General features: G+C 66.8%; 23 protein-coding genes. 12 read left to right on the forward strand and 11 right to left on the reverse strand.

What is annotated here, in order from left to right:
* Nucleotides 1-42: 42 nt before the first annotated feature.
* The 5 genes from K3181_RS07150 to K3181_RS07170 form a co-directional block, all read right to left on the reverse strand.
* Nucleotides 43-774 (reverse strand): DUF1013 domain-containing protein, encoded by a 732-nt coding sequence (locus K3181_RS07150; RefSeq protein ID WP_221602247.1) that lies wholly within the window; start codon nt 772-774, stop codon nt 43-45.
* Nucleotides 775-878: 104 nt separating this feature from the next.
* Nucleotides 879-1,865, reverse strand: coding sequence for a glycosyltransferase family 4 protein (locus tag K3181_RS07155; protein WP_221602866.1), 987 nt, complete (start codon nt 1,863-1,865; stop codon nt 879-881).
* 50 nt (nt 1,866-1,915) lie between these two features.
* Nucleotides 1,916-2,812, reverse strand: a complete 897-nt coding sequence (locus K3181_RS07160) for a UDP-2,3-diacylglucosamine diphosphatase (protein ID WP_221602249.1) — start codon at nt 2,810-2,812, stop codon at nt 1,916-1,918.
* A gap of 99 nt (nt 2,813-2,911) precedes the next feature.
* Nucleotides 2,912-3,526: a glutathione S-transferase family protein gene (locus tag K3181_RS07165; protein WP_221602251.1), complete on the reverse strand. Its 615-nt coding sequence runs from the start codon at nt 3,524-3,526 to the stop codon at nt 2,912-2,914.
* Nucleotides 3,519-4,529 carry an NAD(P)H-quinone oxidoreductase gene (locus K3181_RS07170; protein ID WP_345725458.1) on the reverse strand — a complete coding sequence of 337 codons (1,011 nt, stop codon included), beginning with the start codon at nt 4,527-4,529 and terminating at the stop codon, nt 3,519-3,521. Before K3181_RS07170 ends, K3181_RS07165 begins: the two co-directional genes overlap by 8 nt.
* A gap of 105 nt (nt 4,530-4,634) precedes the next feature.
* On the opposite strand from K3181_RS07170, the gene K3181_RS07175 reads away from it, so the two are divergent.
* From K3181_RS07175 to K3181_RS07200, 6 genes are all read left to right on the forward strand, one after another.
* Nucleotides 4,635-4,835 carry a DUF1192 family protein gene (locus K3181_RS07175; RefSeq protein WP_221602253.1) on the forward strand — a complete coding sequence of 67 codons (201 nt, stop codon included), beginning with the start codon at nt 4,635-4,637 and terminating at the stop codon, nt 4,833-4,835.
* Between the two features lie 130 nt (nt 4,836-4,965).
* Nucleotides 4,966-7,341, forward strand: coding sequence for an ATP-dependent Clp protease ATP-binding subunit ClpA (gene clpA / locus K3181_RS07180; RefSeq protein WP_221602255.1), 2,376 nt, complete (start codon nt 4,966-4,968; stop codon nt 7,339-7,341).
* Nucleotides 7,342-7,418: 77 nt separating this feature from the next.
* Nucleotides 7,419-9,446: an alpha/beta hydrolase family protein gene (locus K3181_RS07185; RefSeq protein WP_221602274.1), complete on the forward strand. Its 2,028-nt coding sequence runs from the start codon at nt 7,419-7,421 to the stop codon at nt 9,444-9,446.
* 35 nt (nt 9,447-9,481) lie between these two features.
* The gene (locus K3181_RS07190) at nt 9,482-10,486 is read left to right on the forward strand and encodes a ligase-associated DNA damage response exonuclease (RefSeq protein WP_221602276.1); all 1,005 of its coding nucleotides are present in this window, start codon (nt 9,482-9,484) and stop codon (nt 10,484-10,486) included.
* Between the two features lie 3 nt (nt 10,487-10,489).
* Entirely contained in the window at nt 10,490-12,082 is a 1,593-nt protein-coding gene (locus K3181_RS07195; RefSeq protein ID WP_221602278.1) for a cisplatin damage response ATP-dependent DNA ligase, read from the forward strand.
* Between the two features lie 31 nt (nt 12,083-12,113).
* On the forward strand, nt 12,114-12,755 hold the full coding sequence (locus tag K3181_RS07200; RefSeq protein ID WP_221602280.1) for a YoaK family protein: 642 nt from the start codon (nt 12,114-12,116) through the stop codon (nt 12,753-12,755).
* Here the strand turns inward: K3181_RS07200 and K3181_RS07205 are convergent.
* The 6 genes from K3181_RS07205 to K3181_RS07230 are packed head-to-tail and all read right to left on the reverse strand — an operon-like array spanning nt 12,752 to nt 17,329.
* A complete protein-coding gene (locus tag K3181_RS07205; protein ID WP_221602282.1) occupies nt 12,752-13,030 on the reverse strand; it encodes a DUF167 domain-containing protein in 279 nt (92 codons plus the stop codon). The genes K3181_RS07200 and K3181_RS07205 overlap by 4 nt on opposite strands.
* Nucleotides 13,011-13,598: a gamma carbonic anhydrase family protein gene (locus K3181_RS07210; RefSeq protein WP_221602284.1), complete on the reverse strand. Its 588-nt coding sequence runs from the start codon at nt 13,596-13,598 to the stop codon at nt 13,011-13,013. Before K3181_RS07210 ends, K3181_RS07205 begins: the two co-directional genes overlap by 20 nt.
* Complete coding sequence (locus tag K3181_RS07215; protein WP_221602286.1) at nt 13,595-14,152, reverse strand: GNAT family N-acetyltransferase; 558 nt, start codon at nt 14,150-14,152, stop codon at nt 13,595-13,597. The genes K3181_RS07210 and K3181_RS07215 overlap by 4 nt, the downstream gene beginning before the upstream one ends.
* On the reverse strand, nt 14,145-14,702 hold the full coding sequence (locus K3181_RS07220) for a GNAT family N-acetyltransferase (protein ID WP_221602288.1): 558 nt from the start codon (nt 14,700-14,702) through the stop codon (nt 14,145-14,147). Before K3181_RS07220 ends, K3181_RS07215 begins: the two co-directional genes overlap by 8 nt.
* A 4-nt stretch (nt 14,703-14,706) precedes the next feature.
* Entirely contained in the window at nt 14,707-15,705 is a 999-nt protein-coding gene (hemB, locus tag K3181_RS07225; protein ID WP_221602291.1) for a porphobilinogen synthase, read from the reverse strand.
* Nucleotides 15,706-15,742: 37 nt separating this feature from the next.
* Nucleotides 15,743-17,329 (reverse strand): M23 family metallopeptidase, encoded by a 1,587-nt coding sequence (locus K3181_RS07230; protein WP_221602293.1) that lies wholly within the window; start codon nt 17,327-17,329, stop codon nt 15,743-15,745.
* A gap of 223 nt (nt 17,330-17,552) precedes the next feature.
* Here K3181_RS07230 and K3181_RS07235 point away from each other — a divergent pair, with 223 nt between their 5' ends.
* The 6 genes from K3181_RS07235 to K3181_RS07260 all read left to right on the forward strand — a co-directional run bounded on the left by K3181_RS07235 (nt 17,553) and on the right by K3181_RS07260 (nt 23,389).
* Nucleotides 17,553-20,057: a helicase-related protein gene (locus tag K3181_RS07235; protein WP_425594538.1), complete on the forward strand. Its 2,505-nt coding sequence runs from the start codon at nt 17,553-17,555 to the stop codon at nt 20,055-20,057.
* Between the two features lie 13 nt (nt 20,058-20,070).
* Complete coding sequence (locus tag K3181_RS07240; protein WP_221602295.1) at nt 20,071-20,328, forward strand: RNA-binding S4 domain-containing protein; 258 nt, start codon at nt 20,071-20,073, stop codon at nt 20,326-20,328.
* A 51-nt stretch (nt 20,329-20,379) separates the two neighbouring features.
* On the forward strand, nt 20,380-20,718 hold the full coding sequence (fdxA, locus tag K3181_RS07245) for a ferredoxin FdxA (RefSeq protein WP_221602298.1): 339 nt from the start codon (nt 20,380-20,382) through the stop codon (nt 20,716-20,718).
* A gap of 257 nt (nt 20,719-20,975) precedes the next feature.
* Nucleotides 20,976-21,509 carry a CarD family transcriptional regulator gene (locus tag K3181_RS07250; RefSeq protein WP_115415586.1) on the forward strand — a complete coding sequence of 178 codons (534 nt, stop codon included), beginning with the start codon at nt 20,976-20,978 and terminating at the stop codon, nt 21,507-21,509.
* Between the two features lie 166 nt (nt 21,510-21,675).
* A complete protein-coding gene (locus K3181_RS07255) occupies nt 21,676-22,413 on the forward strand; it encodes a head GIN domain-containing protein (protein WP_221602307.1) in 738 nt (245 codons plus the stop codon).
* A gap of 136 nt (nt 22,414-22,549) precedes the next feature.
* On the forward strand, nt 22,550-23,389 hold the full coding sequence (locus K3181_RS07260) for a head GIN domain-containing protein (protein ID WP_221602309.1): 840 nt from the start codon (nt 22,550-22,552) through the stop codon (nt 23,387-23,389).
* Nucleotides 23,390-23,435 lie beyond the last annotated feature (46 nt).

Consider the following 23,435-nt stretch of genomic DNA (forward strand, 5'->3'; position numbering starts at 1 on the left):
CCGCGCTTCCCCCGCCCCGAATTGCGTCGTCCTGCGAACCGCTCAGGCTTCGTCGGTCGCCCCGGTTTCGCCGGCTTCTTCGGCGGCGCGCTTCGCTTCGAGCCAGGCAGCGGCTTCGGCCTCCTGCGCGGCTTCGGCGGCGGCCTTTTCATTGGCGTCGCGCTCGGCGCGCAGTTCCTCGATCAGCTTCTCGCGATCGCTGGTGCCGCTGGCGGCGACCGGGGCGTCCTCGCCCTCTTCGCTCACCGGCAGGTTCTTGGCGGCCTTGGCGACCACCGCGTCGAGTTCGCGCTGCGAACACAGGCCCAGCGTGACCGGGTCCTTGGGCTGGATGTTCTGGATGTTCCAGTGGCTGCGCTCGCGGATCGCGGTGATCGTGTTGCGCGTGGTGCCGATCAGCTTGCCGATCTGGGCATCGGAGATTTCCGGGTGGTTGCGCAGGATCCATGCGATGCCGTCGGGCTTGTCCTGGCGCTTCGATACCGGCGTGTAGCGCGGCCCCTTGGTGCGGCTGACCGCGACCGGCGCGCGCTGCATCTTGAGCCGATAGTCGGGATCGGCCTGGCCCTTCTCGATTTCCGCCTGCGTCAGTTCGCCCGAATGCACCGGGTCGCGACCGGTATATTTGCTGCCCGCGAGATCGTCGGCCATCGCCTGGACTTCGAGGATATGAAGACCGCAGAATTCGGCAATCTGCTCGAACGACAGGCCGGTGTTGTCGACCAGCCAGGTAGCGGTCGCATGCGGCATCAGCGGTTTGGGTTGGTCGGCCATGGAAATGCCTTTTCTCGTATCCGAAAATAGAAGGGCCGCCCCTCGCGGGACGGCCGTTATCCTGCCGATGTAGGCGGGATCGCGGGATTCGGCAAGCGAAAGCCTCAGGCTTCGGGAAGCACATCCGCGTCGAATGCGGCCAGACCGCTGAGGAACTGGCCGGTCGCGGCCGCCCATGTGAAACCCTCCGCATAGGCAACGCATGCCGCGGGGTCGCACATCAGCGCGACGTCGATCGCACGGTGGAGGTCCTCACACAGCGCCCCTACCTCGTCGGTCACGATATCGCGCGGGCCGGCCACCGGGTACGCCGCGACGGGCGTCCCGCAGGCGAGCGCTTCGATCATCACGAGGCCGAAGGTATCGGTGCGGCTGGGAAAGACGAAGACGTCGGCCCCGGCGTAGCAGCTCGCCAGCTCGCGCCCCGAGCGGCGACCGAGGAAGTGCGCGTCGGGGAATTTCGCCTGGAGCGCCGCGAGCGCGGGGCCGTCACCCACGACGACCTTGCTGCCGGGGTATTTGCCCTCGAGAAAGGCCTCGATGTTCTTTTCGACCGCGACACGCCCGACATAGAGCTGGATCGGGCGCGGCAGCTCGGCGAATTCGGGCGGTGGCGGCGCGTCGGGGGTGAAGCAAGACAGATCGACGCCACGGCTCCAGCGGTGGATCCGCGTGAGCCCGTGCGCGCGCAATTCTTCGCTGATGCTCTCGGTGGCGACAAGCACGCGCTGCGCCGGGCGATGGAACCAGCGGATGTAGCGCCAGAACCATTCGGCGGGCAGGTGCGAACGCTGCGCGAGATAGTCGGGAAACTGCGTGTGATAGGCGGTCGTGAAATGGATCGCGTGCTTGGCGCAATAGCGCCGCGCGGTCATCCCCAGCGGCCCTTCGGTGGCGATGTGGATCGCTTCAGGAGAGAAGTCGCGCAGCCGTCGCGCGACCTTGCCCGGACCCGCCAGCGCGAGACGGATCTCGGGATAGGTCGGGCACGGCAGCGAGGCGAACTGGTCGGGCGAGATCACCAGCACCTCGTGCCCCTGCGCGCGCAACTGGTCGCAGGTCGTGGTCAGCGTGCGCACCACGCCGTTCATCTGCGGCAGCCAGGCATCGGTGACTATGGCAATCCGTTGCGGCCCTCTGTTCACGCGGCCTCCGGCACTGTCGCCATGACGTCATTACAGCGGATCTCGCGCCGTGCGACTTCCTCGGGCCAGTTGAGGATTTCCATCGTGCCGTCGAAATGCTCGACCAGCGCGTTGCAGCCCTCGACCCAGTCACCGTCGTTCCAGTATTCGACCTCTTTCCCGTCGTAGCTGAAGCTGCGGAATTCGGCGGTGTGGATATGGCCGCAGACGACGCCGTCGACGCCGCGCTCGCCCGCCGCGCGGGCCACCACCTCCTCGTATTTGGAGATGAACTCGACCGCGTTTTTGACCTTGTGCTTGGCGGCCTTGGACAGCGACCAATAGGGCAGGCCGAGTGCAGTGCGCACGCGTGCCACCCAATTGTTGAGCTTCATCATCACATGGTAGAGCGCGTCGCCGACGAAGGCGAGCCAGCGGTGCGCCAGCATGATGGTGTCGAATTCGTCGCCGTGCAGCACCATCAGCCGCCGCCCGTCGGCGGTCTCGTGGAATGCCGCGCGCATGATCTCGACGCCGCCGAAATTCATCCCCGCGAAGGGCCGCACCATCTCGTCGTGATTGCCCGGGATGTAGACGATCCGCGTGCCGCGCCTGGCGCGTTTGAGGATGCGCCAGACGATGTCGTTGTGTTCGGCGGGCCAGTAGAACTTCTTCTTCAGCCGCCAGCCGTCGATGATGTCGCCGACGAGATACATGGTCTCGCTGTCGGTGTGGTCGAGGAAGTCGATCAGCAACTCGTGGTTGCAGCCCTTGGTGCCGAGATGCACGTCGCTGATCCAGATGGTGCGGAATCGCCGCCGCTCGCCGATCACGCGCTCGGGCACGCTCGGCTTGATCGAAGGGAAACTGGCCACTTTGTGAGCGGCATCGAAATGTCTGGGCAAATCGTTCATGGGCCGACCCCCGTTCAATGTCGGGTCTTCCATGGCGCATGATTGTTACAGGGGATTCACATTGCCGTTGCGAAACGGCGACATTGCGTCACTTGCGCGTCAGTCCATCGCCACGAACCGGGGCAGGCTGCGCAGGCGGGAGAGCCAGGCTCCCACCGCGGGATAGTCGTCGAGGCCGAAGCCGCCTTCCTCCGCCACATGGGTATAGGCGAAGAGCGCGATGTCGGCGAGCGTGACCCCGTCGCCGACGAACCATTCGCGCGAAGCGAGGTGGCGATCCATCAGCGCCAGCGCCTCGCAGCCGGCGATGCGCTTGGCCATCATCTGCCCCTTCTGCTGCGGCGAGAGATTGGCCTCGCCGACGAAGCGCAGCCAGAACCGCAGCGTCGCGATATTGGGTTCGTGACTGTATTGCTCGAAGAACATCCAGCGCAGCATGTCCGCCCGGTCGAAGCGGTCGCGCGGCACCAGCGCGCTGCCCTCGGCGAGATACCAGCAGGCGGCATTGCTCTCTGGCAGGAACCGCTCGCCGATCTGCAGCACGGGGATGCGCCCGTTGGCATTGACCGTAGCGAGGAATTCGGGCGTCCGCGTCTCGCCCGCGAGGATATCGTACTGGCTCGCCTCGATGCCGATGCCGAGCAGCGCGGCGGTCAGCTTGATCTTGTAGCAATTGCCGCTGCGCGGATCCTCGTGGAGGATCGGGTCAGCCACCCGCGACCTCGAGCACGATCTTGCCGATGTGTTCGCCGCCTTCCATTCGCGCATGCGCCGCCGCCGCATCGGCGAGCGCGAAGGTCCGGTCCATCACCGGGGCGATGGTGCCGTCGCTGAACAGCGGCCAGGCGTAATTGTAGATCTCGTCGGCCAGCAGCGCCTTGAACTCGTCCGAGCGCGGGCGCAGCGTCGAGCCGGTCAGAGCCAGCCGCTTGCGCATCACGGTCGCCATGTTGATCTCGGCCTTGAGCCCCCCGAGCACGGCGATCGTGACATGGCGGCCGTCGTCGGCGAGACATTCGATATTGCGCGCGACGTAATCGCCCGAGACCATGTCGAGCACGATGTCGACGCCCTCACCGCCGGTGAAGGCCTTCACCTCCTCGACGAAATCCTGCGTCTTGTAGTTGATCGCGAGATCGGCGCCGAGATCGCGGATCGCCTGGCATTTGTCCTCGCTGCCTGCAGTCGCGATCACCGTGAGATCGAAGGCCTTGGCAAGCTGGATCGCCATGGTTCCGATCCCGCTCGTGCCGCCATGGACCAGCAGCCGGTCGCCCTCGCGCGCCCAGCCGCGTTCGAACACATTGTGCCACACGGTGAACAGGGTTTCGGGAATCGCCGCCGCGACGTCGAGCGGCATGGTCTCGGGAAGCGTGAGGCAATGCGCCGCATGGGCGAGGCAGTATTCGGCATACCCACCGCCCGAGACCAGCGCGCAGACCCGGCGGTTGAGCATTTCGGGCGCCGCACCCTCGCCGATCGCCACCACCATGCCCGAGACCTCGAGGCCAGGGATCGGCGAAGCGCCCGGCGGCGGCGGGTAGAAGCCCTGCCGCTGGATCACGTCGGGCCGGTTGATCCCGGCATAGGCGACGCGGATGAGCACCTGGTTGGTACCGGGCATCGGCAGCGGCATCTCCTGCGGGCAGAGCACTTCAGGCCCACCCGGTTTCTCGAACCCCACCGCCGTCATCGTCTCAGGCAAATCTGCTGCCACGCCCGTCCCCATCGTCCGTCCGCCGTGGCGGCATGGCCACGAAGGCGGTGCAATAACCCGCAGCCCCGTTGACAGCAACCGCCCAGAATTGCGACATTGTCGGCGATGGATGACGAAGCCCGTCCGCGCCCGCGAGGCGATGCCGCGAGCCTGCTCGCTACCGAGGACCTCGGCCCCTATTCGCAGGACGAACTCGAGGTGCGCATCGCCCTGCTCGAAACCGAGATCGCGCGGGTGGAAAAGCACCGGCTGATGGCCGCCGCACAGCGCGATGCGGCCGAGGCCTTGTTTGGACGAAAGGAATAGTTGGTGCGGCGGGGGGCTGAAAATCCACCCTGCGTATCCCTATCTAGCGTAGATACAGCATTGGCTAACCTTCGGCCCATAGTCTGTCCCCTGTTCGCCCCGCGCGAGTCTGTTTGAGAAAGACCCCTGCATGCCCAGCTTCGCCGCCAATCTCGAGAAGACCCTCCACGCCGCCCTCAGCGATGCGGGCGAGCGTCGGCACGAATATGCGACGCTCGAGCATCTGCTGTTGGCGCTGATCGACGACGAGGATGCGGCGCAGGTGCTCAACGCCTGCGGCGTCGACCTGACCGAACTGACCGCGGTGGTGAAGCAGTATCTCGAGCAGGAATACCAGTCGCTGCAATCGGACGACAGCGCCGACCCGCAGCCGACCGCGGGGTTCCAGCGCGTGATCCAGCGCGCGATCCTGCATGTCCAGTCCTCCGGCAAGGATACCGTGACCGGCGCCAACGTGCTGGTCGCGCTGTTTTCCGAACGCGACAGCTACGCGGTCTATTTCCTCCAGCAGCAGGACATGAGCCGGCTCGATGCGGTGAGCTTCATCAGCCACGGCATCGGCAAGGGCGGCAAGCAGATCGAGAGCCGGTCACCGCAAGGCGCCGAAGAAGCCGAGACGCAGGGCGAGGAAAAGCTTGCCGAGAAGGGCAAGAAGGAAACCGCGCTCGACCAGTTCACGGTCAATCTCAACCAGAAGGCCGAAGACGGGCGGATCGACCCGCTGATCGGCCGCGGTCCCGAGGTCGACCGGACGATCCAGATCCTCTGCCGCCGGAGCAAGAACAACCCGCTCTATGTCGGCGATCCGGGTGTCGGCAAGACCGCCATCGCCGAAGGCCTTGCGCGCAAGATCGTCGAGGGCGAAGTGCCCGAAGTGCTGCAGGACGCGGTGATCTATTCGCTCGACATGGGCGCGCTGCTCGCGGGCACGCGCTATCGCGGTGATTTCGAGGAACGGCTCAAGCAGGTCGTCAACGAGCTCGAAGGCATGCCCGAGGCGATCCTGTTCATCGACGAGATCCACACGGTGATCGGCGCCGGCGCGACCAGCGGCGGGGCGATGGACGCTTCGAACCTGTTGAAGCCGGCGCTGTCGAGCGGCGCGATCCGCTGCATCGGCTCGACCACCTACAAGGAATTCCGCAACCATTTCGAGAAGGATCGCGCGCTGCTGCGCCGGTTCCAGAAGATCGACGTGAACGAGCCGACGATCGAGGACACGATCAAGATCCTCAAGGGACTCAAGACCGCGTTCCAGGACCACCACAAGGTCACCTATACGGTCGACGCGCTCAAGACCGCGGTCGAGCTCTCGGCACGCTACATCAACGACCGTAAGCTGCCCGACAAGGCGATCGACGTGATCGACGAGGTCGGCGCGATGCAAATGCTGGTCCCGCCCAGCCGCCGCAAGAAGAAGATCACCGCCAAGGAGATCGAGGCGGTCATCGCGACGATGGCGCGGATCCCGCCCAAATCGGTCAGCAAGGACGACAAGAAGGCGCTCGAGAATCTCGAACGCGACTTGAAGCATGTGGTCTTCGGCCAGGACGCCGCGGTGAAGAAGCTGTCGACGGCGATGAAGCTCAGCCGCGCAGGCCTGCGCGATCCGGACAAGCCGATCGGCTCGTTCCTGTTCAGCGGCCCGACCGGCGTCGGCAAGACCGAGGTCGCGCGCCAGCTCGCCAGCATCATGGGCATCGAATTGAAGCGTTTCGACATGTCCGAATATATGGAGCGGCACAGCGTCAGCCGCCTGATCGGCGCGCCTCCGGGCTATGTCGGTTACGACCAGGGCGGGCTGCTGACCGATGCGGTCGACCAGAACCCGCATTGCGTGCTGCTGCTCGACGAGATCGAGAAGGCGCATCCAGACCTGTTCAACATCCTGCTGCAGGTGATGGATAACGGCCGCTTGACCGACCACCACGGCAAGACGGTCGATTTCCGCAACGTCGTGCTGATCATGACGACCAATGCCGGCGCCGCCGACATGACGCGCCAGGGTATCGGCTTCGGCGACGTGAGCAAGGAGGACGCCAGCGAGGAAGCGGTGAAGCGGATGTTCACTCCAGAATTCCGCAACCGCCTCGATGCTGTGGTGCCCTTCGGCTATCTCGGCAAGGACACCGTGGCGCGCGTGGTCGACAAATTCATTCTCCAGCTCGAACTCCAGCTGGCCGAACAGAATGTCGACATCCAGTTCGACAAGGAAAGCCGCGCCTGGCTCGCCGACAAGGGCTACGACCGCCTCTATGGCGCACGTCCGATGGGCCGCCTGATCCAGGAGAAGATCAAGCAGCCGCTGGCCGAGGAACTGCTGTTCGGCAAGCTCTCCGATGGCGGCGAGGTCTCGGTGACGATGAAGGACGACAAGCCGAGCTTCGAACTGACGCCGGCCCCGCCCTCCGGCGGTCCCAAGCGCAAGAAGCCCACCGCGAAGAAGAAGGCCGCGCCGAAGAAAAAGCCCGCGCCCGATGCGAGTGAAAGCAATGGGCAGGACTGAGCCTCTCCGGCCGGGACTGGCCAAACAGCCCTGCGTGTGATTGAACCTCCCCTGTGCCTGCAGGGGAGGTTCTTCACATGAAATACGCCGCATGTTTCGCGCTGGGCCTGGCATTCGCCGCGCCGGCTATGGCTCAGGACGCACCCGATCCCGCCTTTACCGCGCGGGACCTGTTCGGTCTGACCGTCGCGGCCGACCCGCAGATCAGCCCCGACGGCAAGCGGATCGCCTATGTCCGGCGGACCAACGATATCATGACCGATGCGGCGGTCTCCTCGATCTGGATGATCGATGTCGCGAGCGGCGCCGAAACCCCGCTGGTCACCGGCGAAGGCTCGCACAACAGCCCGCGCTGGTCACCCGGCGGCGACCGCCTCGCCTATGTCTCGACCCAGGGCGGCGGCGGCCCCCAATTGCACGTCCGCTGGATGGCAAGCGGGCAGAGCGCGAACATCACCGCCCTGCCCGATGCCCCGCAATCACTCGCCTGGTCGCCCGACGGCACGCGCATCGCCTACTCGGCCGATGTCGCGGGCGAAGGCACGACGCTGGGTACGCCGCTGACCCCGCCCGAGGGCGCCGAATGGAAGCCCGGCCCCAAGGTCATCGACCGGGTGACCTATCGCTATGACGGCGCGGGCTACCTCAAGCCGGGCTTCACCCAGATCTTCATCGTCGATGCGGTAGGCGGGGCGCCGCGCCAGCTGACCTTCGGCGATCGCAACAATGGGGGCGATCTCGAATGGACCCCCGACGGGCGCAGCATCCTCATCAGCGGCAATCGCGACGAGGATTGGGAGCTCAGCGCACTCGACAGCGAAATCTACGCGATCGATCTCGCCTCGGGCGCGATCACCGAACTCACGAACCGCGACGGGCCCGATTTCGGCGCGCAGGTCTCGCCCGACGGGCGGACCATCGCCTATCTCGGCTTCGACGATACCGCGATGGCCTATCGCCAGAACGAACTCTACCTCATGGACCGCGACGGCACGAACAAGCGCCGCATCGCGCAGGGCCTCGACCGCGACATCACGGCGCTCGAATGGACCGATGCCGGGCTCTTCGCCGGCTATGAGGAAGCTGGCCTATACAAGGTGGCGAAAGTCGCGACGAGCGGCAGTGTCAGCCCGCTCGCTGCCGAGCTGGTCGATACCTATTACACCCGCCCCTATGCCGGCGGACAATGGAGCGTCTCCGATGGCGGAGTGCTCGCCTATACCAGTGGCAGCACCAGCCGCCCCTCGGACGTCTCGGTGCTGCGCGGCGGCCGCGCGACCCGGCTGACCCGGCTCAACGATCTGAAGCTGGCGGGCAAACGCCTTGCGCAGGTCCGCGAGCTACGTGTCACCGCGCCGGACGGGACAAGGATACCGAGCTGGATCGTCCTCCCCGCCGACTGGCGCGAGGGCGCGCCGCTGCCGATGATCCTGGAGATCCACGGCGGCCCCTATTCCTCCTACGGTCCGAGCTTCTCGACCGACTACCAGATCTACGCCTCGGCCGGTTATGCGACGCTCTATACCAATCCGGGCGGATCGACCGGCTACGGCCAGGCCTTCGCCGACCGGATCGAGGGCAATTACCCCATCTCCAACCACGACGAGCTGATGGCCGCGGTCGATGCGGCGGTTGCCGCGGGCTATGCCGACCCGGACAATCTCTTCGTCACCGGCGGGTCGGGCGGTGGCATCCTGACCGCCTGGGTGGTCGGCAAGACCAACCGCTTTGCCGCCGCGGCCGCCTACAAGCCGGTCATCAACTGGACCAGCATGGCGCTGATGAGCGACGGCTACGCCTTCTTCGGCAAATACTGGATGAAGGGCCAGCCGTGGGAGCGGCCCGAGGATTACTGGCGCCGATCGCCGCTGGTCAATGCGGCCAACATCACCACCCCGACACTGCTGCTGGTGGGCGAGGAGGACTACCGCACCCCGCGCAGCGAGGCCGAACAGTTCTACGGCGCGCTCAAGGTGCTCGGCGTCGACACCGCGCTGGTGGTGACCCCCGGCGCGAGCCACAGCGATCTGACGATGAGCCCGAGCCAGCAGGCCGCCAAGGGCGCCGCCGTGCTCGCCTGGTTCGCCAAGTATCGGAGCGAATAGGGAAACCGGCGCGCCGCCCTGCCGTTGGTCCGGCGATGGCTGCGCCCTTTTCCTGGATCCGCCCCGAACCGCACGGCATCCATGTCGTGCCCGCCAATTGCTGGGTCGATCCCAGCCGCGCGGTCGACAAGGCGCTGGTGACGCATGGCCACGCCGACCATGCGCGCGGCGGCCATGGCCAGACCGTCGCCACTCCCGAGACGCTGGCGATCATGAAGTTGCGCTACGCGACTTCGGACGGCGCCACCCCGGTCCAGTACGGCGAGACGATCCGCCTGCCGGGCGGGGTCGATGCGACCTACATCCCCGCAGGCCATGTCCTCGGCAGCGCGCAGATCCTGCTCGAACACGCCGGCGAGCGCGTGATCGTCACGGGAGACTACAAGCGACGTCACGACCCCACCTGCCCGCCCTTCGAGGTCACCCCTTGCGACATCTTCGTGACCGAGGCGACCTTCGGCCTGCCGGTCTTCTGCCATCCGCCGATCGAGGAGGAGATGGCCAAGCTGCTCGATAGGCTGGCCGCGCATCCCGAGCGCTGCGTGCTCGTCGGCGCCTATGCGCTGGGCAAGGCGCAGCGGGTGATCGCCGAACTGCGCCGCGCGGGGCACGCCGCACCGATCTACCTCCACGGTGCGATGGAGAAGATGTGCCGGCTCTACGAGGAGCACGGTGTCGATCTTGGCGAATTGCGGCTGGTGGCGGATCATTCCAAGGACGAGATGCGCGGATCGATCGTGGTCTGCCCCCCCTCCGCACTCAACGATCGCTGGTCGCGCCGGCTGCCCGACCCGATCACGGCTATGGCGAGCGGCTGGATGCGGATCCGCCAGCGCGCGCGCCAGCGCAATGTCGAATTGCCCCTGGTCATATCGGACCATGCCGACTGGGGCGAGCTGACGCGCACGATCGAGGAGGTCGGCGCAGAGGAGAACTGGATCACGCACGGTCGCGAGGACGCGCTGCTGCGCTGGTGCCAGCTCCACCAGCGCCGCGCCCGCGCGCTGGCGCTGGTCGGCTATGAAGACGAGGACGACTGAGCGGTGGAGGAATTCGCCGCCCTGATCGACGCGCTGGTATATACGCGCAGCCGGAATGAGAAGCTGCGGCTGATCGCGGAGTATCTGCGCGCGACGCCCGATCCCGACCGCGGCTGGGCCCTCGCCGCTCTGGCCGACGGGCTCGACTTCCCGGCGGTGAAGAGCTCGACCATCCGCAATTTGCTCAAGGACCGCATCGACCCGGTACTCTGGACGCTGAGCCGCGACTTCGTCGGCGACACGGCGGAGACCGCCAGCCTCCTGTGGCCCGCGCCCGAAGATTCGCCCTCGCCGCCGACGGTGAGCGAGGCGGTAGACCAGCTTGGCGGCATGAATCGCAAAAGCGTGCTGACCGAACTGCCGCGCCTGCTCGACCGGCTCGATCCCTCGGGCCGCTATGCACTGCTCAAGCTGGCGACGGGGGGCATGCGGATCGGTGTTTCCAGCCGTCTCGCCAAGACCGCTTTCGCGCAGGCCTTCGCCGTCTCGGTCGAGGAAGTCGAGGAATACTGGCACGGGCTCGATGCGCCCTACGACCCGCTGTTCGCCTGGGCCGCGCGGGGCGAGGCGCCGCCGGACATCGAGAACCTGCCGACCTTCCGCCCCTTCATGCTCGCCCATCCGCTGGAAGAGGCGGTGGTCGATCTCGCCGATTACGCGGCCGAATGGAAATGGGACGGTATCCGCGTCCAGCTCGTCCGCGCGGGCGAGGAGACCCGCGTCTATTCGCGTTCGGGCGACGACATCTCGGCGACCTTCCCCGAATTGCTCGAAGTCCTGCCCTTCCCCGCGGTGCTCGACGGCGAACTGCTCGTTCGCGGCGCGCATCAGGGCGGCGAAGCGGGTGGCGCGGCGAGCTTCAACGCGCTGCAGCAGCGGCTCGGGCGCAAGACCGTCAGCAAGAAGATGCTCGCCGAGTTTCCCGCCTTCGTCCGGCTCTACGACGCGCTCCTGCTCGAGGGCGAGGATCTGCGCGAGCTGCCCTGGACCGCGCGCCGCGCGCGGCTCGAGGCGCTTATGGGGCGACTCCCGGACTCGCATTTCGATCTCAGCCAGGTGGTCGAGGCGCGCGACTTCGAGCATCTTGCGCAAATTCGCGAGGGCGCGCGCGACGATGCGATCGAAGGGCTGATGCTCAAGCGGCGCGACAGCCCCTATATCGCCGGGCGCCGCGTCGGATACTGGTACAAGTGGAAGCGCGACCCGCTGCTGGTCGATTGCGTGCTGATGTATGCCCAGCGCGGCAGCGGCAAGCGATCGAGCTTCTTTTCAGACTACACCTTCGGGTGCTGGGACGGCGATCCCGATGCCGGCGCCGAGCTGTTGCCGGTGGGCAAGGCCTATTCGGGCTTCACCGACGAGGAGCTGAAGAAGCTCGACCGCCATGTCCGCCAGAACACGGTCAACCGCTTCGGCCCGGTGCGCGAGACCGACAAGAGCCTCGTGTTCGAAGTCGCTTTCGACTCGGTCCACGAGAGCAAGCGCCACAAATCCGGCCTCGCCATGCGCTTCCCGCGTATCCACCGCATCCGCTGGGACAAGCCGCCGCACGAGGCCGACCGGATCGAGGCGCTTAGATCGCTGATCCGAGATTGAATTTCGCCGGCTCATCGGCATTGTCCGTACAATGCACCGATACGATCCCGGCCGACAGCGGCTTGCCCTGGGCCTCGCTTTCCTCGCCGGCCAGGTCGATGCCACCGGCTTCGTCGTTGCCGGCGGCTATTTCACCTCCTTCATGTCGGGCAATACGACCCGGCTGGGGGTCGATCTGGCGACCGCACCGGAGCTCGCGCTTCTGCCCCTCACGATTATCGCCTGTTTCGTCGGCGGTGTCACTTTGGGGGCCATGATCGCCGTCCGCTATGCAGGGAGACACAAGCGAATCCTGCTCGGCGTGGTAACCCTTTTGCTCGGCGCGGCAGGCCTCGCCCTGCATCTGTCCCGCGATATCCTGTTCATGGCCCTGGCGGCTGCGGCGATGGGAATTTCGAACAACGTCTTCTCGCGCGACGGCGAGGTCACCGTGGGCGTGACCTATATGACCGGGGCACTCGTAAGGTCCGGCCAAGGCCTTGCTGCGTGGCTACTGGGCCGGCCGAATATCGCGATGCGCGGCTATGCCTCGCTGTGGTTGGCACTCGCGCTCGGTGCCGTCGGCGGCGCGATGCTCCATGCGCGGGCACCGGATATTGCCGCGAGCCTGCCCTTTGCGCTGGCAGGCATGCTGTTTCTCTGTGCCCTGCGGATCGAAGGCCGCGCGGCCTAGCTTTCGACGGCCAGCAGTTTCTCGCGAGAAGTCGCGCCGCGCACAATGCGGCAGCGTGACGTCGGCACGCCAAGGGCGCGCGCCACCAGCTTTTCGACCGCGAGATTGGCTTCGCCATCGGTGGGCCTGGCACGCACCTTCACCAAGACCCTACCGTCCTCGATGGCCACGCTCTCGCTCCGCGCACCGGGAGTCACGCGCACGCGCAACTGACCCTCGGTGACGAGCGCCTGCAGCGCGGCGGAATCGGGAAGGTCAGCCTTGGGGCGCGCCATGGCTCGTCGCGGCCTCGACAGCGGCCGCGTGGTGCTTCGCGTTCTCCGCGTAATGCGCGACGCCCATGCGCATGCCGGCAATCGCCGCGTCGTCGAGATCGCGCATCTTGCGCGCAGGGCGTCCGCCCCACAGCTCGCGCGCGCCCATCACCTTGCCTTCGGTCAGCATCGCGCCCGCCGCCAGCATGGCGTCCGAACCGATCACCGCCTTGTTCATCGCGATTGCGCCGAGGCCGACGAAGCCGCGGTCCTCGATGGTACAACCATGGACCATCGCCATGTGCCCGATCAGCACGTCGTCGCCCACGATCAGCGGCGAACCGTCGGGATCGCCCGGGCGTTCGGGATCGCAATGGCAGACCGTGCCGTCCTGGATGTTCGAGCGCTCGCCGATGACGATGCGGCTGACATCGGCGCGCAGCACGCAATTGTACCACACCGAACTGTCCGCCCCGATCTCGACATTGCCGATGATCGTGCAACCGGGCGCGATGAAGGCGCTGTCGTGTATTTTCGGCGTATGGCCGTGGATCGGAATGATGGTGACGCCGGGGCGGCTCGCGGTCATCGTGTGCTCTCCCATTGGTCTTTCGTGAGCGAATACAGGATCGTCGGATTGTCTTCCGGCGGATAGCTCGGATCGTCGAAATCGAGATCCTCGCGACGGACCATGCCGAGCTTTTCCATCAGTTTCCAGCTGCCGACATTGGCCTCGCTGGTCAGCGCCACGACATGCGGCGCACCCACGCGGGTGAAGGCCCAGTCGAGCACCGCGCGCATCGCCTCTTCGGCATAACCGCGCCGCCAACGGTCCTCGCGCACCAGCCAGCCGACCTCGTGATCGCCGACATTCTTCGCCAACGGGTTGTCGACGCGCTTGATCCCGCAATGGCCGACCATCTCGCCGGTCGCCTTTTCGATCATGAAAAGGAAGCTGAAGCCTTCGCGCGCGTACATCGCCATCGACTTGGCGTGCTTGGCCTCGATCTCGTGGAGCTCCTTGACCCCGCCAAGCCGCGCCATCACCGCAGGCGTGTTGAGCAACCGGTCCTGCACGGCGGCGTCGCCATCCTCGATCGTCCGCAGCACCAGCCGCTCGGTTTCGGCGACGATGTCAGCCACGCGCTGCCTCCCAGGTTTCCCGGTCGATCGAATAAACGATGATCACCGGGTTCTCCGGATCGAAATCGGCGTTTTCGAAGTCGAGATCCCCGCGCCGCCGCATGCCCAATCGCTTCATCAACCCCCAGCTCGGCGTGTTACGCTCGACCGTAAAGGCGACAACCTCGTCGGCATCGAAGCGTTCGAAGGCAAGGTCGAGCGAGGCGCTGGCCGCCTCCTTCGCATAGCCCTTCCCCCAGGCATCCTCGCGCAGGCGCCAGCCGACCTCCATCAGGCCCATCGGCCCGCCCGCCTGGTTCGAGCGCTTGAGCCCGCAGAAGCCGAGCACCGCCCCGTCCTCCTTGCGCTCGACACACCAGAAGGTGTGGCCAAGCTCGCGCTCGTAGGACAGCAGCCGGTCCTGCGCGCCCTGCCGCTTGGCCTCGTCGGCCACGCCGCCGAGCCAGCGCATGACGTTCTCGGTATTGGTGCCCTGCCAGAAGCGCGGCCAGTCTTCCTCGCGCCAGTCGCGCAGCACCAGCCGCTCGGTCTCGTACCGGAAAGCGCCCACGGTCTCAGCCCTTGAGAAGCTGCGCCGCGCGCGGCGCGTGATAGGTCAGTACCCCGCTGCAGCCGGCACGCTTGAAGGCGAGCAGCTTCTCCATCAGCAGAGCGTCGCGGTCGCCCACGCCCGCCGCCGCCCCGGCTTCGATCAGCGCGTATTCGCCGCTCACCTGATAGGCGAAGACCGGCACGTTGAACTGCTGCTTGGCGCGCCAGATGATGTCGAGATAGGCGAGCCCCGGCTTGACCATCACGCTGTCGGCACCCTCGGCGATGTCGAGTGCGATCTCGCGCATCGCCTCGTCGCCATTGGCCGGGTCCATCTGGTAGCTCTTCTTGTCGCCCTTGAGCAGACCGCCCGACCCAACCGCATCGCGGAACGGGCCGTAGAAGGCAGAGGCGTATTTCGCCGAATAGGCCATGATCTGGACATTGGGATGCTGGTTCATCTCCAGCGCCATGCGGATCGCCTTCACGCGGCCGTCCATCATGTCCGACGGGGCGATGATGTCCGCCCCCGCATCGGCCTGATTGACCGCCTGGTCGACCAGCACGGCGACGGTATCGTCGTTGAGGACGTAGCCCGTATCATCGAGCAGCCCGTCCTGCCCGTGGCTGGTATAGGGATCGAGCGCGACGTCGGTGAGGATCCCGATATCGCTGCCGCAGGCATCGCGAACCGCCTTGATTGCGCGGCACATGAGATTGTCGGGATTGAGCGCCTCGGCACCGTCGTCGCTGCGCTTGTCCGCCTGCGTGTTCGGGAACAGCGCGATGCAGGGAATGCCCAGATCGACCGCTTCCTTTGCGCGCTTCGCGATGCCGTCGACCGACCAGCGCGACACGCCGGGCAGGCTTGCCACCGGTTCCTCGACCCCGGTGCCGTCGGTCACGAACAGCGGCCAGATCAGATCGGCGGGGGTCAGCACGGTTTCGCGGTGCATGGCGCGGCTCCAGCCGCTCGCACGGGTGCGACGCAGGCGGGTGGCGGGATAGCTGGAATTGGTCATGGCGACGCTGTGCCGCAAGCGCGCGTTCAGCGCAATCTCAGCCCTTCTTGGGCGGCGACAGCCGGTCGATCTCGCGCGCCGGTTCGCTCGCCGCGACTTCGGCCGACGTCTGCTCAAGCTCGGCCAGCGCGGCGCCCGGCACGACCGTCTTGATTCGCGACAGCGCATCCTTGAACCGGCGCAGTTCGGCACCGGCCAGCTGCGCCCGGCTGACATACTGGACGCTCGACGGGTCGATCGCGCGACCGCTGCGGTACATTTCGTAATGGAGGTGCGCCCCGGTGGAGAGGCCAGTCGAGCCGACATAGCCGATCACCTGCCCGCGCCGGACGCTCTGCCCGCGGTTCACCGCGATCCGGCTCATATGGCAATAGCGCGTGTCGATCCCGCCGTCGTGGTGCAGGCGCACGGCATTGCCGCAGCCGCCCATACGCCCGGCGCCGGTGACGCGCCCGTCGGTCACCGCGACGATCGGCGTGCCGTAGCTGGCCTTGAAGTCGAGCCCCGAATGCATCCGGCGATAGCCCAGGATCGGGTGGCGCCGCATGCCGAAGCGCGAGGTCATGCGCCCCGGGACCGGAGCCATCAATCCGCCGCGCTGCTCGCCGACGCCCGACGCTTCGTAGAATTCGCCTTCCTTGCCCCAGCGCATCAGCTGGACGCGCGGCTTTTCTGCCCGCTCGAGCCCGGCGTAGAGCAATTGCCCCGCCTGGCGCTCGCCGGTGGCGGCGCGGCGATGTGCGACGATGAAATCGAAGGTGTCGTCCGAGCGTACGTCGCGGTCGAGATTCACATATTGGCCGAGCGTCTTGAGATAGGCTTGGACCGCGCTCGCCGGTGCCCCCGCCGCGCGTGCCGAGCGATAGAGGCTGTCGCCGACGGTCCCGCGGATGCGCAGCGGGGTCTCGTCGACGCGTATGACGTGCTTGGTCAGCGCGAGGTCGGCGCCTTCGCCCAATCGTTCGACCGCCAGTTCGAGATCGAAGCGGGCACGGAAGGCGATGGTTTCGAGCGGGCGCGGCGCGCCCGGTGCGGGACGCCGGCCGAGGGTGATGTCGAAGCTGGTCCCCGGAGCGAGGTCGGACAGGTTCATCGCGCCACCAACGAGATCCGCAACCCGCAGGCTGTCGTCCCGCCCGATACCGGCGCGGCGCAACAGGCGCTCGAAAGTGTCGCCGCGGCCCATCGTCAGGACCGTCTCGAGAGTGGGTCGCTCGGGCGCGGCGGCGAGCGGTTCGACCAGCGCGGTGGCGCCCATGTGGCGGCCGCTGTCGGCGCCCAGCGCCAGCGGGAGGATCATCTGGCTGCGGTATTCGTCGCGCACCGCATCGTCGACATGTGCCGGGGGCGCGGCCTCGAGCGGGGCGAAGCTGGGCCAGAAGGCGATCGCTGCGGCGCTCAGCCCGACGAAGGTCCCGAGCCCGCGCATCCAGCGCTTGCTGCCGATCTCGCTGCCGAGATCGGGCGCGAGGTCGAGCGCGGCGATCCGGCCCGACAATTGGTCGCGCATGGTGGCCCAGGAAAATGCGGGTTGGCGCGGCGGCTGGACGATCTGGTCATGCGCCAGCGAAGCGGGGGCCTGACCCTGTCCGCCGGTGGCTTCGTGCCCGTGCGTATCGTCCATGTCCGCGGGGGACCTGTACACCTGCGCTGTCCCTTCTTTCCGGCCGCTCGCTGCGATAAATGGCGACCTCGACCCTTCCTGCAGGGTCCTTTGCCCGTTCCGATTGCCAAAACAAAGTAAAGGCCCGCTTAACTTGCGGCGGTCCGAGTCGCGATTGCGGCGAATCGAGGGAACGGGGCGCCGGGTGGTTGCCCTTGGCCCCTGCCGCTGCCACCTAGGGGGGGTGCAGGGTAGCGCAATCAAGGCGGTCCTCGGACCCACCAATACCGGCAAGACGCATCTGGCGATCGAGCGCATGGCCGCGCATTCGAGCGGCTGCATGGGCTTCCCGCTGCGCCTGCTCGCGCGCGAGGTCTACGACCGGGTGCGTGCGATCAAGGGCGACGATGCGGTCGCGCTGATCACCGGCGAGGAACGGATCGAGCCGCCGAATGCGCGCTATCGCTGCTGCACCGTGGAAGCGATGCCGCGCGACGGCGCCAATGCCGCCTTCGTCGCGCTCGACGAGGCGCAGCTCGCCGCCGACCGCGAGCGCGGGCACATCTTCACCGACCGCCTGCTCAACACGCGCGGGCGTGAGGAGACCATGCTGCTGGGCGCGGCGACGCTCGAGCCGCTGGTGCGACAACTGGTGCCCGAGGCGGAGATTTCGGACCGACCGCGCTTTTCCACCCTCACGCACATCGGCCCGCGCAAATTGTCGCGTCTGCCCCCGCGCAGCGCGATCGTGGCCTTCAGCGCCGAGCAGGTCTATGCCGTGGCCGAGATGCTGCGGCGCTTCCGCGGCGGCGCGGCGGTGGTGATGGGCGCGCTCAGTCCCGAGACACGCAACAAGCAGGTCGCGTTGTTCCAGAATGGCGAGGTCGATTACATCGTCGCCACCGATGCGATCGGCATGGGGCTGAACCTTGACGTCAATCACGTCGCCTTCGCCGGGCTCAGCAAGTTCGATGGCGTGCGCATGCGCCGCCTGCTGCCCGCAGAGATGGCGCAGATCGCGGGGCGCGCGGGTCGGCACCAGCGCGACGGCACCTTCGGCACGCTGGCGGGCACCAGCAAGCACGGCGCCGCGCCCGAATTCACCGAGGAAGAGGTCTATGCGATCGAGGAGCACCGCTTCGCGCCGCTGACCCACCTCTTCTGGCGCGAGCCCGAGCCGCGTTACGATTCGCTTGGCACGCTGATCGCCGATCTCGAGGCCCCGCCCGAGGATCCCGCACTGCGGCTCGCACCCGAGGCGATCGACCTCGCCACGCTCAAGCGGCTGGCGGACGAACCCCTGGCAGCGCAGGTCCACGGGCCGGGCATGGTGCGGCGCTTCTGGGAAGCTTGCTCGCTGCCCGACTTCCGCCAGCGCGGGCCCGACGTCCATGCCCGCTTCGTCGCACGGCTGTGGCAGGATCTCGCGCGGGGCCATATCGGGGCGGACTATGTCGCGGCGCGGATCAGCGAACTCGACAATATGGCCGGGGACATCGATACGCTGCAGGGTCGCATCGCGGCGATTCGCAGCTGGGCCTATATCTGCCAGCGGCCCGACTGGGTGCTGGCACGCGACGAGATGGCCGCGCGGGCGCGCGCGGTCGAGGCCAAATTGTCGGACGCGCTCCATGCGCGGCTGACCGAGAGATTCGTAAACCGGAGGACGGCGATCCTGATGAAGTCGCTGGGACAGGATGCAGGCATGTTGCCGATTGAACTGAACGAGGCGGGCGAAGTGAGCGTCGAGGGCGAAGTGCTCGGCCATGTCGAGGGGCTGCGCTTCGCGGTCGATCCCTCCGCCCGGCACGAGGATCGGCGCATGCTGCTCGCGGCGGCAGAGAAGGCACTGCCCAGGCTGCTCGGCGAAAAGGCGGAGGCGCTGGCGGCATCGGAGATGGAAGGGGTCGAACTGGCGCGAGGCGCGATCCGCTGGAACGGGCAGGAGCTCGCGCAGCTCGAACCCCGGCCGGGCAGCGCGATCCCGCTGATCAAGCCCGCGCGCGAAGTCGCCGGCCTGCCCGATGGCGCGCGAACCAAGCTGGTCGCCGCGCTCGAGGCCTGGCTGGCGAAAACGCTCGATCCGCTCGAACCGCTCGAGAAGCTGCATCACGCAGCTGCCAATCCCGAAGCCGGGTCGCAGGCGCGTGCGCTGCTGCTCAACCTCATCGCCGGGCATGGCTACGTCACCCGGGAGCAAGCGGGGATCGAGCACCTGCCAAAGGAAATGCGCCCCTTCCTGCGCAAGATCGGCGTGACCTTCGGCGCGCTCGACATCTTCGCACCCGCGCTGCTCAAGCCGGCGCCGCGCCAGCTGCTCCATGCGCTCGGCACCGACCGGCGCCCGCTGCAGGAGGCGATGCTGCCGGTGATCGCCGATGCGAAGAAGCTGCCGTCGGGCTATCGCCACGCGGGCAGCCAGGCGATCCGCATCGACCTCGCCGAGAAGATCCTGCGCGCCGCGCACGAGGTCCGCGCCAAGGCGCAGGGCAAGGACCGCAGGCGCAAATTCGTGCTCGACTACGCGCTGCCGATCTCGATCGGGCTCGAGGAGGGCAATATCGCACGCCTGCTCGGCAATGCCGGTTTCCGCGTGCACAAGGCGCGCCCGCTGGCGACGGGACAATTCGGGCCCCCGCGGCCCGATAGCTGGGAATGGCGCCCCGCACGGCGCAAGCAGGAACGGCAGAAGCCCGCGCCGCCGCGCGAGGGCAATGCCTTCGCCGCGCTCGCCGGCCTGGTGCGCTGATGGACCGCGCGCGGTGAGGATCGACCGGCTGCTGTGCTACCTGCGCTTCGTGCGCACGCGCAGCGCGGCGCACAGGCTGGTCGAAGAGGGGCATATCCGCCGCAATGGCGAGCGCGTGACACGCTGTTCGCGCGACATCGGCGCGGGCGACATCCTCACCCTCCCGCTGGGCGAAAGGGTCCGGCTGATCGAAATCATCACGCTTCCCGAAAGGCGCGGGCCACCGCGCGAAGCACAGGCCTGCTACCGGGAGCTTGACCCCAACGGATAATCCGCCCTAGCAGCGCGGATCAGGGAACCATTTCTAGGGATTACGCTACCCATGACCTATGTCGTCACCGAGGCCTGCATCAAGTGCAAGTACACCGACTGCGTCGAGGTCTGTCCGGTCGATTGCTTCTACGAAGGCGACAACATGCTGGTCATCAATCCCAGCGAGTGCATCGACTGCGGTGTGTGCGAACCCGAATGCCCGGCGGAGGCGATTCTCCCCGACACAGAGGACGGTCTGGAGAAGTGGCTCGAGCTGAACACCAAGTTCAGCGCCGAATGGCCCAACATCACCCAGTCGAAGGAGCCGCCGGCCGACGCCGACGAGCACAAGGACGAAGAAGACAAGTTCGACAAGTACTTCTCGCCCGATCCCGGCGAAGGCGACTGATCCGGGGCGGCCACTACGCGCCGCCCGCCCGCACCCTCCGGCTCAATTAATTGCGATTCGCAATTTTCTTGCGGCTGTGCTATATAATGCAACAACTGCGCCGGTTTGCTCCCGGCCAGGTGTGAGAATTGAAAGGGCAGGCCACCAGCACACGTCACAATCGGTACTCGACCGCACTCCCTTAGGCGGGATTGCGGCCAAGGGTTTCGATGACGCTGCTGTCCCTCCGGCCAGGCCCGGACGAAAGGATAGATTGCATGGCAAGCAAGGCTGATGCCTTCGACGTTGGCGACTACGTTGTTTACCCCAAGCACGGTGTCGGCCGTGTCATCGAACTGCAGAGCGAGGAAATCGCCGGCATGCAGCTCGACCTCTATGTCCTCCGCTTCGAGAAGGAACGCATGACGCTGCGCGTTCCGGTCAACAAGGTCGAATCGATCGGCATGCGCAAGCTGTCGAGCGACAAGACGCTCAAGGAAGCGATGGAAACGCTCAAGGGCAAGCCCAAGGTCAAGCGGACCATGTGGAGCCGCCGCGCGCAGGAATACGAAGCCAAGATCAACTCGGGCGAGATCGTCCTGATCGCGGAAGTCACGCGCGACCTGTTCCGCCCCGACGACCAGCCCGAACAGTCCTATTCGGAGCGCCAGATCTTCGAAGCGGCCTCGAGCCGTCTCGCGCGCGAACTCGCGGCGATGGAGAAGACCGACGAGGCAACCGCGCTGGAAAAGATCCTCGACGTGCTGCGCGAACACGCGCCGCAATATTACGAGAACACCGAGGACGCGTAAGCGCTTCGCAATCCGGGCGTATGAGGGGGGTGCCGCAAGGCGCCCCCTTTTAGTTTGTACGGCGAGCGATCGGCGATTCCATCAAACGATTACAGTTGTCGACGAGCGTCCTCGACTTTGCCTGCCGATGGTGAGACCTATGCCTCCACCATTCGGGAGAACGTCCATGTTTCGCATTCTTGCCGCCGCCTCGCTCGGCCTCGCCACGATCGTCGCCCTGCCTGCCGGTTCCGCGCTCGCACACGAGAAGTGGCGCTCCAAGCTCGACGACGGGCAGCCCATCTCGCAGGACTGGGCCCGCACCGGCCGCTTCGATTCGGTGATTCTCGCCGGGGCCGACAACGTCACCGTGACGCGCGGCGACCGCTGGCAGATCCGCGCGAGCGGCAGCGCGGAAGTGCTCGCCGAGCTGCGCTTCCTCGTCGAGGACGGCAAGATCACCGTCGGCCGACGCCATCGCCACGACCGGATCGAAGGCACCGCCCGAATCGAGATCGTCGCACCCGCGGTCGAGGACGTCGTCCTTGCCGGCTCGGGCAATCTTTCGGTCGACGCGATGAACGGCTCCGAGATCGGCGCGACCGTCGCCGGCTCGGGCACGATCGAGGTGAACCGCGTCCAGGCATCCGAGCTCAAGGCGACCATCGCGGGCTCGGGCGATCTGCACATCGCGGGCCATGCCGACGAGGGCAAGATCACCATTGCGGGCAGCGGCGATATCGACGGCCGCGACCTGCGCGTGGGACGCGCGAGCGTCTCGATCGCAGGCTCGGGCGACGCGCGCTTCCGCGCCGACGGGCGGGTCTCCGCGAGCATCGTCGGCAGCGGCGGTGCCGTGGTGACGGGGACCACAGATTGCTCGCAGACGCGGATGGGTTCGGGCCGCCTCACCTGCTCGCGCTGAGTTCTACGAACGGCAGCAATGGATCGACCGGCGGGCCGGACCCGGCCGGTCGGCCCGCATCCTCCGGCTTGATGATCGTCGCGCGCTGTATTATATCAGCAATACGGACTGCCGCTGCTAGAGGAATACCACTGCGATGATCCACCGTTTACTCAAGGGCCTCGCGCCGCTGGCCGTGCTGGCCGGCGCCGCACTCGTCACCGGCTGCGATCGCGTGAACATCCAGATCGGCGACAGCGAAGGCGTGCCGCTGGCCGAGCTCGACACGAGCGGACCGGCGCCGACCGAGCTGGTGCTCGCCGGTCCCGACACGGTCATCGTCACCGAAGGCGATGCGCTCGACATCTCGGTTTCGGGCGACGACGAGGCGGTCGATTCGCTGCGCTTTTCGCTCGACGATGGATCGCTCGGTATCAGCCGCGAGAAGAATAACTGGAAGGACAAGGGGCACGCGACCGTTCGCGTCACCATGCCCAGCCTCACCGCGATGGTGCTCGCCGGCTCGGGCGACATCGAGGCCGAGTCCATGACCGGCAAGGCCGATGTTACCATTGCCGGCTCGGGCAAGGCCAAGGTCGCGCGGATGGATGCGACCTCGCTCGACCTGACCATCGCCGGTTCTGGCGATTTTTCCGCCAGCGGCAAGGTCGAATCGCTCGACCTCACCATCGCCGGCTCGGGTGAAGCGGACATGCCGGGCCTCGAAGTCGGCGGCGCGGATATTTCGGTCGCCGGATCGGGCAATGCCGAATTCACCTCCGACGGCAAGGTAGACGCCAGCATCATGGGATCGGGTTCGATCACCGTGAACGGGCGCGCCAACTGTACGGTCAGCGCGATGGGTTCGGGCAAGCTCAACTGCCGCGAGGTGGCCAGTGCGCGGAAGGCGGCCCCCGAGGCTCCGGCAGCTCCGATCGCCCCTCCGGCACCCGATGCCCCCGAGGCGCCGGAAGCACCCGAAGCACCCGACGCCTGAGTTCATCGACGGCTCACCCGTTTTCGGCTAGGCGGCGCGGCGAAAG

Source organism: Qipengyuania mesophila, assembly GCF_019711655.1.
Taxonomy (GTDB): Bacteria; Pseudomonadota; Alphaproteobacteria; order Sphingomonadales; family Sphingomonadaceae; genus Qipengyuania; species Qipengyuania mesophila.